This window comes from Streptomyces phyllanthi (genome assembly GCF_009377205.1).
Taxonomy (GTDB): domain Bacteria; phylum Actinomycetota; class Actinomycetes; order Streptomycetales; family Streptomycetaceae; genus Streptomyces; species Streptomyces phyllanthi.
Window position 1 is genome coordinate 1 of the sequence record NZ_VJZE01000178.1, and the last position, 16,474, is coordinate 16,474.

Sequence of the window (16,474 nt, forward strand, 5' to 3'; positions counted from 1 at the left end):
GGCCCGCCCCCGCCCGGCCCGGGCGGACGGGAAAGCCGGGGGTGTCCTCTACCGCTTGAGCCGGGGGATGTGGTCTACCGCTTGACCGCGCACAGCAGCCCGTCGCCCACCGGGAGCAGCGACGGCATCAGGTCCGGGCTCTCGCGGACCGTGCGCAGCAGCTCCCGGATGCGTATGACCTCCGTCGGCTGCGGGCCCGAGTCCACCGTCCGGCCGTTGGCGAAGACGCCTTCGAACACCACCAGTCCGCCGGGGCGGAGAAGACGCAACGATTCAGCGAGGTACTCGAGGGACTCGAGGCGATCGCCGTCACAGAAGACGAGGTCGTAGCCGGCGTCCGCGAGCCGGGGCAGGACGTCCAGGGCGCGGCCCGGGATGAAGCGGGCGCGGTTGCTGGCGAAGCCGCACGCGCGGAAGGCCTGGCGGGCGAACTGCTGGTGCTCCGGCTCCGGATCCACGGTGGTCAGTACCCCGTCGGGCCGCATACCGCGCAGCAGATGGATCCCGGAGACCCCGGTCCCCGTCCCGATCTCCGCCACCGCCTTGGCGTCCACGGAGGCGGCCAGCAACCCCAACGCCGCGCCCGTGCCGGGCGACACCGAGCGCAGCCCTGCGTCGCGAGCCCGGTCCCGGGCCCAGCGCAGCGCGTCGTCCTCGGCGACAAAGGCGTCGGCGAACGCCCAGCTCGTCTGCCGGTTGCCGGTAATGACCCTCTCCTGTCCCCGTGGTTGCCTGGGCGTGACTGTATCCGTTGGTGCTGGGAACCCGCAGATGGGACCGGTCGTTTAGAGGGGTGGGAGAGACGACGGGGGGCTACGGATGGATCAGGACACCGAGCAGGTGCCGGCACGGCCGCACGTGCCGCGGCAGCGTGTATCAAATTTTCGTAAAACCGCTTATCCGGAGCTAACGGGCGAGGTGGCTATGGTAGGGGCTCCACTGGACACCACCAGAGCCGACAGGGGAGGTGCGGCTGCGCCTGTGGACCGGGGAGGAGTGCTGCGGCGCTTTCTCGGGTCGGCGGGCAGGCCGAAATCCGTGAACGACACCGCTGACCACAGCCACGCCGCTGACTTCGCTCAGACCGCGACCTTCACCACCGACGCGGACGCTCAGGCGTGGACTCCGCCCACCTGGGAGGAGATCGTCAGCACGCACAGCGGCCGGGTATACCGACTGGCGTACCGCCTGACCGGTAACCAGCACGACGCCGAGGACCTCACCCAGGAGGTCTTCGTCCGTGTCTTCCGCTCCCTGTCGACCTACACGCCGGGCACCTTCGAGGGCTGGCTGCACCGCATCACCACGAACCTCTTCCTGGACATGGTGCGCCGCAAGCAGCGCATCCGCTTCGACGCCCTGGGCGAGGACGCGGCCGAGCGGCTGCCCAGCCGCGAGCCGTCCCCGCAGCAGGTCTTCAACGACTCGCACTTCGACGCGGACGTCCAGCAGGCCCTCGACACCCTCGCGCCCGAGTTCCGCGCGGCCGTCGTCCTCTGCGACATCGAGGGCCTGTCGTACGAGGAGATCGCCGCGACCCTGGGCGTCAAGCTCGGCACCGTCCGCTCCCGCATCCACCGCGGCCGCTCCCAGCTGCGCAAGGCCCTCGCGCACCGTTCGCCGGAGGCCCGCGCCGAGCAGCGCCGTGGTTTCGCCGTCGCCGGAGTTCCCGCGCTGGGAGGAGGGGGCGCGACCGCGTGAGTGGATCACGGCCGAACCCCGGCGAGCGCCGCGTCGCCGACCAGCATCTTGGGGACCGACTCTCCGCCCTGGTGGACGGAGAGCTCGGTCATGACTCGCGCGAGCGCGTCCTGGCCCACCTCGCCACCTGCGCGAAGTGCAAGGCGGAGGCGGACGCCCAGCGCCAGTTGAAGAGCGTGTTCGCGGAGGCGGCCCCCCCGTCGCCCTCCGAGAGCTTCCTGGCCCGCCTTCAGGGGCTTCCCGCGGGAGGTGACCTCGACGGCGGTGGCTCGCCCTTGGGCGGGGGAGGCTTCGGCGGAAGACTTCCGGGCACGGGTGGAAGGGCGGGACTCCCCGGGGACTCCCGGGTGGCCGGAGGCTCCGGAGTCTTCGGAGTGAGAGGCGAGCCCTTCGGCTACGTCCCGTCGGGACCGCACTCCGGGGTGCTGTCGCCGTCGGAGGAGCGCGGCCTGTTCGGCGGCCGGGGGCTGCCCGGCGGACGGGGCTTCTTCGGCGACCGGGGGCCCTCCGGTGGGCGCGGGTTCTTCGGTGACCGCGGCGCGCTCGGCGGACGTGGCCTCTTCGGCGACCGTGGCTCCGCAGAGGGTGGTGAACTCTCCGGGGCCGACGGGCCTGGTCGTGGACCCGCCGAGACCGTCGAATCCGTGGACGGCCGGGGCAGCACCGGCGACCGCGGCTTCCGCATTCACCAGATCACCCGGCACGACACCGAGCGGTCGGCCTCACGGGGACTGCGGTTCGCCTTCGTGGCGGCCGGGGCGGTGTCGCTGGCCGCCATCGCCCTCGGCGGGATGTCCACCGGGGTCCCCGGAGACACCGCGGAGACACGGGGTGGTTCGGGCTCCGGAAGCAATGTGACCCCGATGCGAGCACCGGGGTCGGGCGCCGCCACCCCTCCCGACTCGCCGCGCCGCCGTGGATCCGTCACGCCGCTGCTCGGACACGGCCTGCGGTCGACGGAGGACACACCTCTGGCGCCCGTCGAGGTCTCCGCGCCCCTGGTGCCCGGTGTCCCCGCTCCGGCGGGCCAGAGCCAGGCGTCCGCGCATCCGCTGACCGCACCGGTGGTGGCCGGTGCCGCGGCGATGTCCCCGCTCATACGTCCGCTCTCGGTGACCCCGCCGTCCCTGTCGGCCTCGTGGCCGACAACACCTGGGCTCACCGTTCCGGGCCTGCTGACCGCCCCCGCCGCGACGTCGTCCCCCACACCCACCTCTCCCACGGTCCCCTGATCCGCCGGACAGGCCCTGGCCCACTGCGGGGCGGCACGTGAACCTGGTTGAATCCAGGGTGGGCCGCGTCCGTCCGGAGGACCCCGGACGCGGAGTCGACGATCTGCGGTGACCGGCGAGTCGTGCCGCGGGCCAGGTGGGGAGAGCATGAACGAGGGGAAGCCCACGAAGGCGAAGTGGTGGAGCCGCCCCCGAGCCCAGGGCACGGGGGCCGGTCCGACGACGGATCACATATCCGCGGCGAGCACTTCGCCGGAGGCTGCCGATGCCGCCGGCGCGCCGGAGGGCGTTCACCCGGGCGGCAGTGGCGGCCATGAGGGCGACGGCGGTGACTTCGAGTTGAGGCGTCCGGACGAGATGCCGGCTCAGGGCTCCCCGGCCGACGACGGTGTGGCGTCGGCGCGTCCCGAGCCCGGTGCGGAGCGGTACGGCATGTCCGACGAGGGCGACTTCGAGCTGGAACGGCCGGCCCCTGCCGCTGCCCCTGCCGCCACGATCGCGGGCGAGCCCGGATCACCGAGCGCGGGGAGCAGGGGTGCGGGGACGAGTACGGGTGCCGGGGTGAGCGCCGAGGCCGTGGGTGCCGTACCGGCCGACGACGGTGACGGCGCGTCAGCGAGCGGTTCCCCGAATCCCGCGTCAGCGGACCACGGCGCCCACACCGACGTGCCCGCGACTCCTGTACCCGCGGATCACGCGCCCGCGGCTCCCGTACCCGTGGCTCCCGTGCCCGCTGACGGCGTCCCCGTGAGCGGCGGGACGAACGCCCTCGCGGGTGCCCCCGCGGGCCCCGTCACCGAACGGCCCAAGCCCCTGCACGATCCCGACCCCTACAGCACCCCGCCCTACGGTGAGCCCGGCCCTTGGGCGCCCGCGCCGCCGGTTCAGCATCCGGGGGCGACTCCCGCACACGGTACGGCCGTTCCGGCGATGCCCCCGCCGCACGGTGTGCCCACCGCGGGCCAGGTCCCGGCGCCGGGCGCCCCCGTTCCCACCGGCGGCGTGCCCCATGGCGCACCCGTGCCGCCGCATGCCGTCGCGAACGCCGTACCTGCCCCGGCACCCGGGACGCCCGCCCCTGCGGCAGTCGCACAGAACCCACAGCTGCCCCACGCTCCCGGCGCGCCCTACGCCGCCGGGAGCCCGCCGCCGGGCGTCGTCCACACCGGGCCTCCGCCCCGGGACCCCTGGCAGAACTACGACCCCTGGGCGGCCGCCCAGGGCCCCCTCCAGCAGAACGGGGCCGCGGTCCTCAGCACGGACCAGCGGCGCAGGCGGTCCCGCAAGGCCCTGGCCCTGGGTGCCGTTCTGCTCGCGCTCGTGTCCGGCGGGGTCGGCGGAGCCGTCGGCGCGTACCTGGAGCGGAATGGCGGCATCGGGCAGGTCGAGCTGCCCCAGACCGCGGAGGGCGCCGGGGGCCGCGCGCCCGACAGTGTCGCCGGGATCGCCGCCAGCGCGCTGCCCGGCGTGGTCACCCTGCATGTGAGCGGCACGGACGCGCAGGGCACCGGCACCGGGTTCGTGCTCGACAAGCGGGGCCACATCCTCACCAACAACCACGTCGTGGAGCCCGCGGGCGACGACGGGGAGATATCCGTGACCTTCAGCGGCGGCGAGACGGCCAAGGCCACCGTCGTCGGCCGGGACAGCGGCTATGACCTCGCCGTCGTCAAGGTGTCCGGTGTCAGCGGCCTCAAGCCCCTGCCCCTCGGCAACTCCGACGATGTGCGGGTGGGCGACCCCGTCGTCGCCATCGGCGCGCCCTTCGACCTCGCCAACACCGTCACCTCGGGCATCATCAGCGCCAAGGAGCGGCCCATCACCGCGGGCGGCGAGGAGGGCGACGGAAGCGACGTCTCGTACGTGGACGCTCTCCAGACCGACGCCCCGATCAACCCGGGCAACTCGGGCGGCCCCCTCGTCGACGCCAACGCCCGGGTCATCGGTATCAACAGCGCCATCCGCTCCGCCGGTGACGGCTCCGCCCCGGAGAGCGGGCAGGCCGGTTCGATCGGGCTCGGCTTCGCCATCCCCATCAACCAGGGCAAGCGCGTCGCCGAGGAGCTGATCAACACGGGGAAGGCGACCCACCCCGTCATCGGCGTGACGCTCGACATGGACTACTCCGGGGACGGCGCCCGGGTCGGCGCCGAGGGCAACGACGGCGGGTCCCCGGTCAATCCCGGCGGCCCCGCGGCCAGGGCGGGCATCAAGGCGGGCGACGTCATCACCGCGGTCGACGGGCAGCGCGTCCACTCCGGCGAGGAACTCATCGTCAAGATCCGCGCCCACCGGCCCGGCGACCGGCTGGAACTCACGCTCCGGCGCGACGGCCGGGAGAGGAAGGCCACCCTGACGCTCGGCTCCTCGGGCGGTGACTGAGGTACGGTCCGGGCGGCCCCGGAGAGACGGTCGGAAGCGGCCGGCACGATTTACAGCAACCTCACAGCACGTGCCCCTGACCCGCTCTGATCGGCCAAGTTTGTGGAAAACCGGCCGTCTGTACGCATCCAGGAGCGCGCTGACGGTACCGGACGGACAGGAGTGCCGGGTACCGTGGACCCGGCCCGGACCACCGAAGACGCCACGGAAGACCGAGGGCCGACGGACAGGGCCCAGGACCTCGCAAGGAGCTTCAGGTGTTCAATGACATAGGAGCGCTCGAGCTGGTGACGCTCGTCGTTCTCGCCGTGCTCGTCTTCGGGCCGGAGAAGCTCCCGAAGGTGATCCAGGACGTCACCCGCACCATCCGCAAGATCCGCGAGTTCTCCGAGAGCGCCAAGCAGGACATCCGCCAGGAGCTCGGCCCCGAGTTCAAGGACTTCGAGTTCGAGGACCTGAACCCCAAGACGTTCATGCGCAAGCAGCTGGACAACGACGACCTGGGCCTGAAGGAGATCCGCAACGGCTTCGACCTGAAGAAGGAGATGGCCGAGGTCGCGGACGCGGTGCACGGTCGTGAGTCCGAGTCCTCCTCCGGTTCTTCCTCCGGGGCCTCCGGATCGGGATCGTCCGGCGGCGGCTCCATCGACATGACCAAGAAGCCCGAGGCCGACGACCGCCCGCCCTTCGACGCGGACGCCACCTGAGCCGTACGGTCCCGTCACCGTACGCCCCCGTCGCCGGGTGCCTCTCACAGCCGTACGCAGGTGTGTCCCCGGCGCACGCCCTCGGCGCTCGCCGCCTCCCCTCACACCCCGCGTGTGACACGACTCATACCCCGAACGCTCCTGCGTACGGCCGGAACCCCACTCGAACGCAGCCCGGCGCCCCGGCGGTTTCGCTGCTGCTCGGAGCGCTGTGGCTATGCTGCCCTGTTGTTGTGCGGACCGTACGCGTGTGAGCGAGGACGCCCGAGGGGGGCGGGCCGCTCCGGTCCGCCGAGAGCGAGGAGGCGTCCGGGCACATGGAGACGACGAGTCGGGTAGGCGCGCAGGCGCCGGCCGCGGAGGACGGACCACCGGTCCACTCCGCCCGGCGTACGGTTGACGGCTACCTGCTGGCGCCCTTCCCGTGGTACGGCCTCGACGAGGCCTTCACGGGTCCGCGTCGGCTGATGCAGGTCGGTACGGCGGCCGACGGAACCGTCGAGCACGGTTCGATCGGGCACGGTGACGAGCCCTCGATAAAGAACGAGGGCTCCGGCGACGACGCCAAGGAGCGCTTCGCCGTCGTGGTCACCGTCGCCGAGAACCCCGTACGGCGCAGCCCGGACGGCACCGGATTCATGGAGGCCACCTCGGTCTCCTCCGCGGCCTGGCTGGCCGGAGTGGGGCTGCTGTCCTTCACCTGGCCCGGCCATATGGACCACAGCCTGCGGGACGACTGGCTGGACCAGCAGACCGAGACGGCGTGGGTTCTCGCGGACGACCTGACCGGTCCCGCCTGGTCCACGCTCTCCCTCCCCGTGGACGGGGTCCCCACACCCTTCCACTACCGCGAGTCCGAGTTCGGCTGGGTCCTCGCGGGCTCCACCTCCGAGGGCGTCCATGTGGGCGCGTACGGCAGGGGGATGAGCGCTTACGGGCTGGGCTTCGCCAAGATCAAGGACATCGGCGCGTACGCCCACCCGGCGGGCTGAGCCGGAAGGGGGTGCCGTTGTGCGACGGTGCCCCCTCGCCCTGAGGCGGCAGGAGGTCGGTTCGCCGCCGGGGCGTCGGACCCGGGTCGGCTGCGGGTCGTCGGTGGCTGGTCGCGCGGTTCCCCGCGCCCCTTCAGGGCGCGCCCAGGTTTCAGGCGCGCCCCCAGAGCCACGTACGAGCCCTGGAACAGCCTCGTCCGCGCCCTAGAACTTGTTCTTCGGCGTCAGGCCGAGCGTCATGCCCGACAGGCCCCTCTGACGGCCTCCCAGCTTGCCCGCGATGGCCCGCAGGGCCGCGCCCGCCGGGGAGTCGGGGTCGGTCAGGACGACCGGCTTGCCCTCGTCGCCGCCCTCGCGGAGGCGGACGTCGATGGGGATGTTGCCGAGTACGGGTACCGTCGCACCCGTCGTACGGGTGAGACCGTCGGCCACCACCTGGCCGCCGCCCGTGCCGAAGACGTCGACCATCTCGCCGCAGTGCGGGCAGGGCAGACCGGACATGTTCTCGACCACGCCGACGATCTTCTGGTGGGTCTGGACGGCGATGGACCCGGCGCGCTCGGCGACCTCCGCCGCCGCCTGCTGAGGGGTCGTCACGACCAGGATCTCGGCGTTCGGGACCAGCTGGGCGACCGAGATGGCGATGTCACCCGTGCCGGGCGGCAGGTCCAGCAGCAGGACGTCGAGGTCGCCCCAGTACACGTCCGCCAGGAACTGCTGGAGCGCGCGGTGGAGCATCGGGCCGCGCCAGACGACCGGCGTGTTGCCCGGGGTGAACATGCCGATCGAGATGACCTTCACACCGTTCGCGGACGGCGGCATGATCATGTTCTCGACCTGGGTGGGACGCCCGTCGGCACCCAGCATGCGCGGCACCGAGTGGCCGTAGATGTCGGCGTCCACGACACCGACCTTCAGCCCGTCGGCCGCCATCGCCGCCGCCAGGTTCACGGTCACGGAGGACTTGCCGACGCCGCCCTTGCCGGAGGCCACCGCGTAGACGCGGGTCAGCGAGCCCGGCTTGGCGAACGGGACCTCGCGCTCGGCCTGGCCGCCGCGCAGTGCGGACGCCAGCTCGCGGCGCTGCTCGTCGCTCATGACGTCCAGCGTGACGTCGACGCCTGTGACGCCCTCCACCCGGGAGACGGCGTCCGTCACGCGCTGCGTGATCGTCTCGCGCATCGGGCAGCCGGAGACCGTCAGGTACACGGTGACCGCGACCGCTCCGTCCGCGCCGATCTCCACCGATTTGACCATCCCGAGCTCGGTGATGGGGCGGTTGATCTCGGGGTCGTTCACCGTCGCGAGCGCAGCGTGCACTGCGTCACTCGTAAGGGGGGAACCAGGCCTATCGGCAGCCATCGGCCTTCCTTCACTACTAGTCTCCCGCCTGTGCCGTGAGGCACCGGGCAGGGCTTGTCCGTCATGAGGACGCGGACGCGTTCAAGTGAGAAGCCGCTCCCTCCGGGAAGGGCGGAGTCACAAGGACGATGGTACGGCGCTCAGAACGGCCGCCGGGAATCATCTTCTTTCACGGTGGAGGTCCGGAGCTCCTCGATCTCTCTCAGGAGATCCTGGAGCTCGGATCGGATCCAGTCCCGCGTGGCGACCTCGCCGAGACCGATCCGCAGGGCGGCGACCTCCCGCGTCAGATACTCGGTGTCCGCGATCGACCGCTCGTTCTGCTGGCGGTCCTGCTTGAGATTGACCCGGTCGCGGTCGGCCTGGCGGTTCTGCGCGAGGAGGATCAGCGGGGCTGCGTACGAGGCCTGGAGCGACAGCATCAGGGTCAGGAAGATGAACGGGTACTCGTCGAAGCGCAGGCCGCGGGGCGCGAAGATGTTCCACAGCACCCACAGCACGACGACGACCGTCATCCAGACGAGGAACCGTCCCGTGCCGATGAACCGCGCGATGCGCTCGGACAGCTTCCCGAAGGCCTCCGGATCCCACTCCGGGAGGAACCGGCGGCGGCGCGGCCGGGGCTGGTCCAGGCGGATGCGGGGACGCGCGGTGGCCGTGGCACCGACGGGCACGCGCTCACGGCCACCGGAGAGGGCACGCCGGTTATCGGCCCGGCCCTCGCGCTCAGGCACCATGCGTGCTCGCCTCCTTGCCCGCCCCCTCGTCGAGGTGGAACTCCGTCTCCCGCCAGTCCTCGGGCAGCATGTGGTCCAGGACGTCGTCCACCGTGACCGCGCCCAGCAGCGAGCCGCTCTCGTCGACGACGGGTGCCGCGACCATGTCGTACGTCGCGAAGAACCCGGCCACGACGGGCAGCGGGGCCTCCGGGGCGAGGGGCTGGAGGTCGTCGTCGAGGATCGAGCCGACCAGGGTGTAGGGAGGGTCGCGCAGCAGCCGCTGGAAGTGGACGGTGCCCAGGTACTTGCCGGTGGGCGTCTCGTCCGGCGGACGGCACACATATACCTGTGCGGCGAGAGCGGGGGACAGGTCGCGGTTGCGGACGCGGGCGAGCGCGTCGGCCACGGTCGCGTCGGGCCGCAGCACGATGGGCTCGGTGGTCATCAGGCCGCCCGCGGTCTTCTCCTCGTACGCCATGAGCCGGCGCACGTCGGCGGCCTCGTCCGGCTGCATCAGCGTCAGCAGCCGTTCCTTGTCCTCCTCCGGGAGCTCGGCGAGCAGGTCGGCGGCGTCGTCCGGGTCCATCGCCTCCAGGACGTCCGCGGCCCGCTCCTCCTTGAGCTTGCCGAGGATCTCGATCTGGTCGTCCTCGGGCAGCTCCTCGAGGACGTCGGCGAGCCGGTCGTCGTCGAGGGCGGAGGCGACCTCGGTCCGGCGCTTGGAGGACAGGTGGTGCAGCACGTTGGCGAGGTCGGCGGGCCGGAGCTGTTCGAAGGTGGCCAGCAGGCTCTCGGCGCCCTGCCCGTGCTCCTCCAGCGAGAACCCGGTGACGGCCGACCACTCCACGGTCAGGGTCTCGCCGGCCCGTTTCCCGCCGCCGCCCTTCCAGGGAAGCGCCACGCGCCCGTTCTCCTTGCGCCGGAAGGCCCCGCCCCTGCCCTTCCGTACGAACACCCGGTCGATCTCCCATTCGCGGCGGGCGGGCAGCTGCTGTACGGAGACATCGAGGACCGTCACCTCCTCCCCGGTCTCCACGAGCTGTACGCGCCGGTCGAGGAGTTCACCGAGGACGAGCCGCTCGGTGGGCCGCTGCTCGAAGCGCCGGACGTTGAGCACGCCGGTGGTGATGACCTGTCCGGACTCGATGCCGGTGACGCGGGTCATGGGCAGGAAGATACGGCGCCGGGTCGCCAACTCCACGACCAGCCCCAGCAACCGCGGGGGTTTCCGGCCGACGCGGAGCATGGCGACGAGGTCGCGTACGCGGCCCACCTGGTCTCCGGCCGGGTCGAATACGGCGATGCCGGAGAGATGGGAGACGAAGATCCGGGGCACGCCGGCCGCCATGTGTTCCGCCTCCTTTTCGTATGCCAATGTCCGCCAAGTTGGGCTTCAGGCTAGCCCGTCCCGGTCGGATACGCCCTGGTGGGCGGTGCGGACGGTCTGCCTCCGAGGGGCGCGTCGAACCCCGGTACGCTGCGGTACGCGGTTGAGTACCCCCGTACGAGAGGTGTCCCACCTGTGACTGTGATTCCCCGTCCCCGAAGGGCCGCGATGATGAGTGCGGTCTGTGTGCTGGTGGCGGCCGGGACCGGGTTGACGGGGTGCGGAGAGGACCCCGACGCGGGCACGAACGGGGTCGGGAAGCTGCCGGCCGCGAAGATCCAGAGCCGTACGAAGTCGGCGGCGAAGTCGGCGGACACGGTCCGGCTGTCCGGGACGGTGGTGAGCAACGGCCGTACGTACCGGCTGGACATGCGTCTGGCCGACGGCGGCGGTACGGGCTCGGTGACCACCAAGGGCTCGACGTTCCGGCTGCTGCGGGTCGGGGAGCACCTGTTCCTGAAGGCCGACGCGGCGTTCTGGAAGCACGAGGACGGCGAGAAGGGCGACGGCAAGTCGGACGCGGCCGCCGCGGACAAGCTGGACGGGATGTTCGTGAAGGTGCCGACGGGCGACCCGGCGTACCAGCGCTTCAGCGGCTTCACGGACAAGGACGTTCTGCTGGACGGCCTGTTGACGCTGCACGGCGAACTGTCGACGGACGGCCGCCACGAGCAGTCCGGTGTCCGCACCGTCCGGATCACCGGCGACGAGGGCTCCGGCGGCACCCTCGACGTCTCGCTCGAGGGCACTCCCTACCCCCTCCGTCTCGTCCGCGCCGGCGACGCGGGCACCATCCGCCTGTCCGACTGGGGCAGTCCGTTCCCTCTCAAGGAACCGACGGAGAAGGAAGTCGTGGACTACGGCAAGCAGCTGCCGTCGTCGTAGCCTCCGGAGGGCTACTGGGCTACCGGCGCTTGCGCTTCCGCAGGAGGCGTGGGAGGCCCGCCGGGATGGGTCCGCGGGTCGTGGCCGGGGTCGGCACGGGAGCCGCGGCCAGTGAGGAGTCGGGGAGCGGTGCCGTGGCCCCTGTCGGCTCCAGACGCAGTACCCGGCACTCGCGGGACCAGCGCTCCGGCATCGCCTCGCCGTCGGGGGCGTTCAGCCGCTTGCCCTTCAGCTCGGCGACCGTGGCATCCCAGGCGGGGGAGCCCGCGGTGAGCTCGGCGACCTTCGCCGTCCAGGTGACGACACGCCCGCCCTTGTCCTTGCTGCGGACCGTCACGACCGCCTCGCCGCCGTCCACCAGTCCCGGCAGCGGCTGCTCACCGGGCCCGCCGCCGACCACGCACGCCGCCCCCTCGTACCAGACGTGCCAGAGGGCGCGGGGCGGCGCGCCGGTGCCCTGGACCCAGATGAGGCCGGACTTCTTGGTGGCCTCCTCGACGAGGGCCCGGTCGAGCAGCGTGTCGTTGCCGGTCGCGGTCATACGGCAAGACTAGGGCCTGTCCGGCCATGATCCGCCGGACGGGCCCTGGCGAGCCCGGGTCACAGCCAGCCGTTGCGCTTCAGCGAGCGGTGGATGCCGAAGCAGATGGCCACGGTGACGGTCAGCACCAGCGGGTACCCGAACTTCCAGCGCAGCTCCGGCATGTAGTCGAAGTTCATGCCGTACACCCCGCACACCATCGTCGGTACGGCGATGATCGCCGCCCATGACGTGATCTTCCGCATGTCCTCGTTCTGCGCCACCGAGGCCTGCGCCAGGTTGGCCTGGAGGATCGAGTTGAGCAGTTCGTCGAAGCCGAGGACCTGCTCCTGGACCTGGGTGAGGTGGTCGGCCACGTCCCGGAAGTACTTCTGGATGTCCGGGTCGATCAGCCGCATCGGGCGCTCGCTCAGCAGCTGCATCGGCCGCACCAGGGGCGACACCGCGCGCTTGAACTCCAGCACCTCGCGCTTGAGCTGGTAGATCCGGCCCGCGTCGGTACCGCGCGGCCCGCCCTTGCGGCCCGGGGAGAAGACCTCCGTCTCCACCTCGTCGATGTCGTCCTGCATGGCCTCGGCGACCGCGATGTACCCGTCCACGACGTGGTCCGCGATGGCGTGGAGCACCGCCGACGGCCCCTTGGCGAGCAGCTCGGGGTCCTCCTGCAGCCGGTGCCGCAGCGCCCGCAGCGAACCCTTGCCGCCGTGCCGCACGGTGATGAAGAAGTCCCGCCCGGTGAAGCACATGACCTCGCCGGTCTCGACGACCTCGCTGGAGGCGGTCAGCTCGTCGTGCTCCACGTAGTGGATGGTCTTGAAGACCGTGAACAGCGTGTCGTCGTACCGCTCCAGCTTCGGCCGCTGGTGCGCGTGCACCGCGTCCTCCACGGCCAGCGGGTGCAGACCGAACTCGGCCGCGATGTCCGAGAACTCGGCCTCGGACGGCTCGTGCAGCCCGATCCACACGAACCCGCCGTCCCGGCGCACCTGACGGATCGCCTCATGCGACGTCAGGTTCCGGCCTGCCGTGAGGCGTTCGCCGTTCCGGTAGACGGCGCAGTCCACGACGGCCGTGTTGGTCTCGGCGGCGCGCGTGTGCTCGTACGCCGTGCCGCCCTTGTGGAGCGACGGACGGGGGCGGACCGCGGCACGCAGGTCTCGGATCATCGACATGGCAGGCTCCTTCGTGACGAAAGGCCTCCGGCGGCGGTTGGAACTGCCCGGAATGGGGACGTCCAGACTGCGGATGTTTGGCACGTCCACAAAGCGGGGAGCACCGCACCGTCGCGGTGGCTGGCTTCGCTTGATTCAGATCAAGACAGATCGGACGGATCGGATGGATCGACGGGATGGGGCTCGGTGTGGGTTTCGAGCCGAATCCGCGAGACCCGGTGGATCGGTCGGATCAGGTGGAACGAAGTGCTCTTCCGCCGTGCACCCGCGAGGCGACGGCGACAGCCGAAGTGAAGCGGGTGCGAGAGACGACAGCCGACAGAGCGGCAACTACGGCTGAAGCTCTGGAGCTACGGAATTCAGTGACCGGAAGAGCGGGTGGTACTGCACGGTCGACTTCGGTCCATTGCAGCCCCACCTCCTCCGGCCGGTCCCCCGTGAGGGACGATTCAATCCCCGGGCCCCGGCAGGGTCCCCGGTCCCCGTAGGGGAGTCTCAGTGCGTCGGGGCCCCAGAACGACGCTTCGGCGTGCTGCCCCGACCGGCGCTTCAGAGTATCAGCCGCCGTCAGTGTCAAGGCGCCGCTTTGCCCATTGCCGACGAGTTCTATGCTCGGCGCATGGCTGATGTTCTTCCTTTGGTGGAGGCCCGTTTGCGTACAGCACTGGGCGAACCGGACGCGCGCGCCGCGGTCACCTTCCTGGGCACGGATCGCATCGAGGTGCTCCGTTTCACCGAGGAGGACATCGTCCGCTACGCCACCCTCGGCATGTCGGCCCGGCCCATGGCCGACCCCACCGAGGTGCTCGCCGACCCGGTCAAGGGGCCACGTGCCGAACTGGTCCTCACCGTACGGCGCGGCGGTGGCGCCGACACCGGCAAGGTGCTCCGCCCGCTCGCCGTGCTCGCCGCTTCCCCGCAGGTCGAGGGTGTCGTGGTGGCCCCGGGTGCCTCGCTCGACGTGGGTGAACCCCTGTGGCCCGGGGCGCCCTTCACCTCCGTCCTGGTGGCTGAGTCCGGCGGTCTCGTCGAGGACCTGGAACTGGACCCTCCGGCCGACCCCGTCCGCTTCCTGCCGCTTCTTCCGATGACCCCGAACGAGGCCGCCTGGAAGCGGGTTCACGGCGCTCAGGCCCTCCAGGAGCGCTGGCTCACGCACGGGACGGACCTTCGCGATCCGTCACGTGTGTCGGTGTCCCTGGACTGACCGGGCAGGTGGCCGAAAACGGCCCCTCTGGGAGTCGATCGGCCGCGTGCGGTCAGTTGGCGAAGACGGTCGCTCCGTCCTTTGACGGGTGGCGCGGCTGAGGCTCTCCGGTGGTGGGGGTCCCCCCTGCTCGAGCGGAGTCGAGAGCTTGGGGGAGTGTGAGCGCGTTCCGCCGTACGAGGATGACGGCGGCACCCGCCACCGCCGTCACCGCGGCGACCACGAAGGGCATGTGGATGTCGGTCCACTCCTCGACCTTCGGCGCGAGGTATGGCGCGGCGGCCGCCGCGAACCACCGGACGAAGTTGTACCCGGCGCTCGCCACCGGCCGTGGCGCGTCCGATACGCCCAGGGCCAGCTCCGTGTAGACGGTGTTGTTCACGCCGATGAAGGCGCCGGACAGGACCGTGCACGCGACGGCGGTGCCGTGGTCGCCGTACCCGAGGAGGAGCACGTCGGCCGCGAGCAGCACCAGTGAACCGCCGAGCACCTTCAGCGAACCGAACCGCTTCTGCAGCCGCGGTGCCACGATCACCGAGAACACCGCGAGCAGCACGCCCCAGCAGAAGAACACCGCGCCGGACCGGTACGGGCTCAGGTCCAGCACGAACGGGGTGAAGGCCAGCACGGTGAAGAACGTGAAGTTGTAGAAGAACGCGGAGACGGCCGCCGAGGCCAGTCCTCCGTGGCCGAGTGCCCGGACGGGGTCGAGCAGTCCGGTCCTGCGGGCCGGCCTCGGCTGCTCGTTCAGGAACGCCGTCACGCACAGGAAACCGGCCGCCATCAGCAGCGCGGTGCCGAAGAACGGGTACCGCCAGCTCGCGTCACCGAGCACCGCGCCCAGCAGTGGCCCGCACGCCATGCCGAGTCCCAGGGCCGACTCGTACAGCAGGACGGCGGCGGCGCTCCCGCCGGCCGCCGCGCCGACGATGACCGCGAGGGCCGTGGACACGAACAGCGCGTTGCCGAGCCCCCATCCGGCGCGGAAGCCCACCAGTTCGCCGACGGAACCCGATGTGCCGGACAGTCCGGCGAAGACCACGACGAGCGCGAGGCCCAGCAGCAGGGTCCTGCGGCCGCCGATACGGCTGGAGACGAAGCCGGTCACGAGCATCGCCACGGCCGTGATCAGGAAGTACGAGGTGAAGAGCAGCGAGACCTGGCTGGGCGTGGCGTCCAGGCCCGTGGCGATGGACGGCAGGATCGGGTCGACGAGCCCGATGCCCATGAAGGCGACGACGGACGCCCCGGCGGTCGCCCAGACGGCCTTGGGTTGGCGCAGGATCCCGCCGGTGCCGTTCGGGGCGCTCGTGCCGCCCACGCCTGCCGGGCCTCCCGAACTCCTGCTCATTCCTGTTCCTCCCTCGCCGAGTCGAGTGGTGCTCCATGCAGAGGATAGGTTAGCTAGCCTAATTAATGCAAGTTACATCTAAATTCTCCCGGCGGACGAGTCCCTCCGGACGGGTGATCGTCCTTGACGCGGGGAACGACGGGGAGGACCGTTGAGCCCTATGAGGGGCGAACCCAGTTGCCCGAAGTGCGGTGGCCGGGTCAGGGCTCCCGGCCTCTTTTCCGACTCCTGGCAGTGCGATGTGCACGGAACCGTGTATCCGCTGCAACCCGTGATCCCGCCCAGCGTCGAGGCGCTCAGTGTCGTGGTGCACCGAGCCCGGGTGCCGGTGTGGATGCCGTGGCCGCTGCCGGTCGGCTGGCTGTTCACCGGTGCGGCCTTCGCGGGGGACGAGCGCAGCGGCGGTCGCGCGACCATGGTGGCCTGCTCCGGTCCGGGTCCGCTCGGCGGTGTGGGCGAGCTGCTGCTCATCGCCGAGGAACTCGGTGTCGGGCTCGGTTCGCGGTACGCGGGCGTCGACGGACCCGATCCCGGCCCGTACATGAGTGTCGAGAAGCCGCCCCAGGCCAAGGTTCTGGCCGCCGGCCGCCCGACCCCGCTCTGGCATCTCTCCGGCACCCCCGACGACCGTGCCGTCTTCGCCGGGGAGGCCCGGGGGCTGTGGCTGTGGGCGGTCGTCTGGCCCGAGACGACGGGGCTGCTGATGTACGACGAACTCGTGCTGACCGATCTGCGGGACGCGGGTGCGGAGGTCGATCTGCTGCCGTGCGGAGCGCTGTCACCGCGGATTCTTGCGCCGTAGGGCTCCGCTGGGTTCGGCCGGTGGGGTTCGGGGC

Annotated in this window: 15 protein-coding genes; 8 read left to right on the forward strand and 7 right to left on the reverse strand. The window is 71.3% G+C overall.

Translation table 11 applies throughout. From position 1 onward, the window contains the following. Positions 1–74 precede the first annotated feature (74 nt). Positions 75–773 carry an O-methyltransferase gene (locus tag FNH04_RS23750; protein WP_322723668.1) on the reverse strand — a complete coding sequence of 233 codons (699 nt, stop codon included), beginning with the start codon at positions 771–773 and terminating at the stop codon, positions 75–77. Positions 774–996: 223 nt separating this feature from the next. Between FNH04_RS23750 and sigE the strand changes: the two genes are divergently transcribed. From sigE to FNH04_RS23775, 5 genes are all read left to right on the forward strand, one after another. After that, positions 997–1,701 carry an RNA polymerase sigma factor SigE gene (gene sigE, locus FNH04_RS23755; RefSeq protein WP_322723669.1) on the forward strand — a complete coding sequence of 235 codons (705 nt, stop codon included), beginning with the start codon at positions 997–999 and terminating at the stop codon, positions 1,699–1,701. After that, positions 1,698–2,933, forward strand: coding sequence for a zf-HC2 domain-containing protein (locus FNH04_RS23760; protein WP_322723660.1), 1,236 nt, complete (start codon positions 1,698–1,700; stop codon positions 2,931–2,933). Before sigE ends, FNH04_RS23760 begins: the two co-directional genes overlap by 4 nt. Before the next feature lie 147 nt (positions 2,934–3,080). Next, positions 3,081–5,315 carry a S1C family serine protease gene (locus tag FNH04_RS23765; RefSeq protein ID WP_152787447.1) on the forward strand — a complete coding sequence of 745 codons (2,235 nt, stop codon included), beginning with the start codon at positions 3,081–3,083 and terminating at the stop codon, positions 5,313–5,315. 257 nt (positions 5,316–5,572) lie between these two features. Next, positions 5,573–6,022, forward strand: a complete 450-nt coding sequence (locus FNH04_RS23770) for a sec-independent translocase (protein WP_322723663.1) — start codon at positions 5,573–5,575, stop codon at positions 6,020–6,022. 317 nt (positions 6,023–6,339) lie between these two features. Then, positions 6,340–7,014: a hypothetical protein gene (locus FNH04_RS23775; protein ID WP_152787449.1), complete on the forward strand. Its 675-nt coding sequence runs from the start codon at positions 6,340–6,342 to the stop codon at positions 7,012–7,014. A 204-nt stretch (positions 7,015–7,218) separates the two neighbouring features. Here FNH04_RS23775 and FNH04_RS23780 read toward each other — a convergent pair whose 3' ends face one another. The 3 genes from FNH04_RS23780 to FNH04_RS23790 all read right to left on the reverse strand — a co-directional run bounded on the left by FNH04_RS23780 (position 7,219) and on the right by FNH04_RS23790 (position 10,443). Then, positions 7,219–8,376 carry an Mrp/NBP35 family ATP-binding protein gene (locus tag FNH04_RS23780; protein ID WP_152787451.1) on the reverse strand — a complete coding sequence of 386 codons (1,158 nt, stop codon included), beginning with the start codon at positions 8,374–8,376 and terminating at the stop codon, positions 7,219–7,221. Between the two features lie 140 nt (positions 8,377–8,516). After that, entirely contained in the window at positions 8,517–9,113 is a 597-nt protein-coding gene (locus FNH04_RS23785; protein ID WP_152787453.1) for a DUF1003 domain-containing protein, read from the reverse strand. Beyond that, on the reverse strand, positions 9,103–10,443 hold the full coding sequence (locus FNH04_RS23790; RefSeq protein ID WP_152787455.1) for a magnesium transporter MgtE N-terminal domain-containing protein: 1,341 nt from the start codon (positions 10,441–10,443) through the stop codon (positions 9,103–9,105). The genes FNH04_RS23785 and FNH04_RS23790 overlap by 11 nt, the downstream gene beginning before the upstream one ends. Positions 10,444–10,617: 174 nt before the next feature. On the opposite strand from FNH04_RS23790, the gene FNH04_RS23795 reads away from it, so the two are divergent. After that, the gene (locus FNH04_RS23795) at positions 10,618–11,367 is read left to right on the forward strand and encodes a hypothetical protein (protein WP_322723665.1); all 750 of its coding nucleotides are present in this window, start codon (positions 10,618–10,620) and stop codon (positions 11,365–11,367) included. A gap of 19 nt (positions 11,368–11,386) precedes the next feature. Here FNH04_RS23795 and FNH04_RS23800 read toward each other — a convergent pair whose 3' ends face one another. Beyond that, positions 11,387–11,908 carry a hypothetical protein gene (locus FNH04_RS23800; protein ID WP_152787457.1) on the reverse strand — a complete coding sequence of 174 codons (522 nt, stop codon included), beginning with the start codon at positions 11,906–11,908 and terminating at the stop codon, positions 11,387–11,389. 59 nt (positions 11,909–11,967) lie between these two features. After that, positions 11,968–13,080 (reverse strand): magnesium and cobalt transport protein CorA, encoded by a 1,113-nt coding sequence (locus FNH04_RS23805; protein ID WP_152787459.1) that lies wholly within the window; start codon positions 13,078–13,080, stop codon positions 11,968–11,970. 619 nt (positions 13,081–13,699) lie between these two features. On the opposite strand from FNH04_RS23805, the gene FNH04_RS23810 reads away from it, so the two are divergent. After that, entirely contained in the window at positions 13,700–14,287 is a 588-nt protein-coding gene (locus FNH04_RS23810) for a suppressor of fused domain protein (RefSeq protein WP_152787461.1), read from the forward strand. A gap of 52 nt (positions 14,288–14,339) precedes the next feature. Here FNH04_RS23810 and FNH04_RS23815 read toward each other — a convergent pair whose 3' ends face one another. Further along, on the reverse strand, positions 14,340–15,638 hold the full coding sequence (locus tag FNH04_RS23815; protein ID WP_152787463.1) for an MFS transporter: 1,299 nt from the start codon (positions 15,636–15,638) through the stop codon (positions 14,340–14,342). Between the two features lie 160 nt (positions 15,639–15,798). On the opposite strand from FNH04_RS23815, the gene FNH04_RS23820 reads away from it, so the two are divergent. Then, entirely contained in the window at positions 15,799–16,440 is a 642-nt protein-coding gene (locus FNH04_RS23820) for a DUF6758 family protein (protein ID WP_152787465.1), read from the forward strand. Positions 16,441–16,474: the final 34 nt, after the last annotated feature.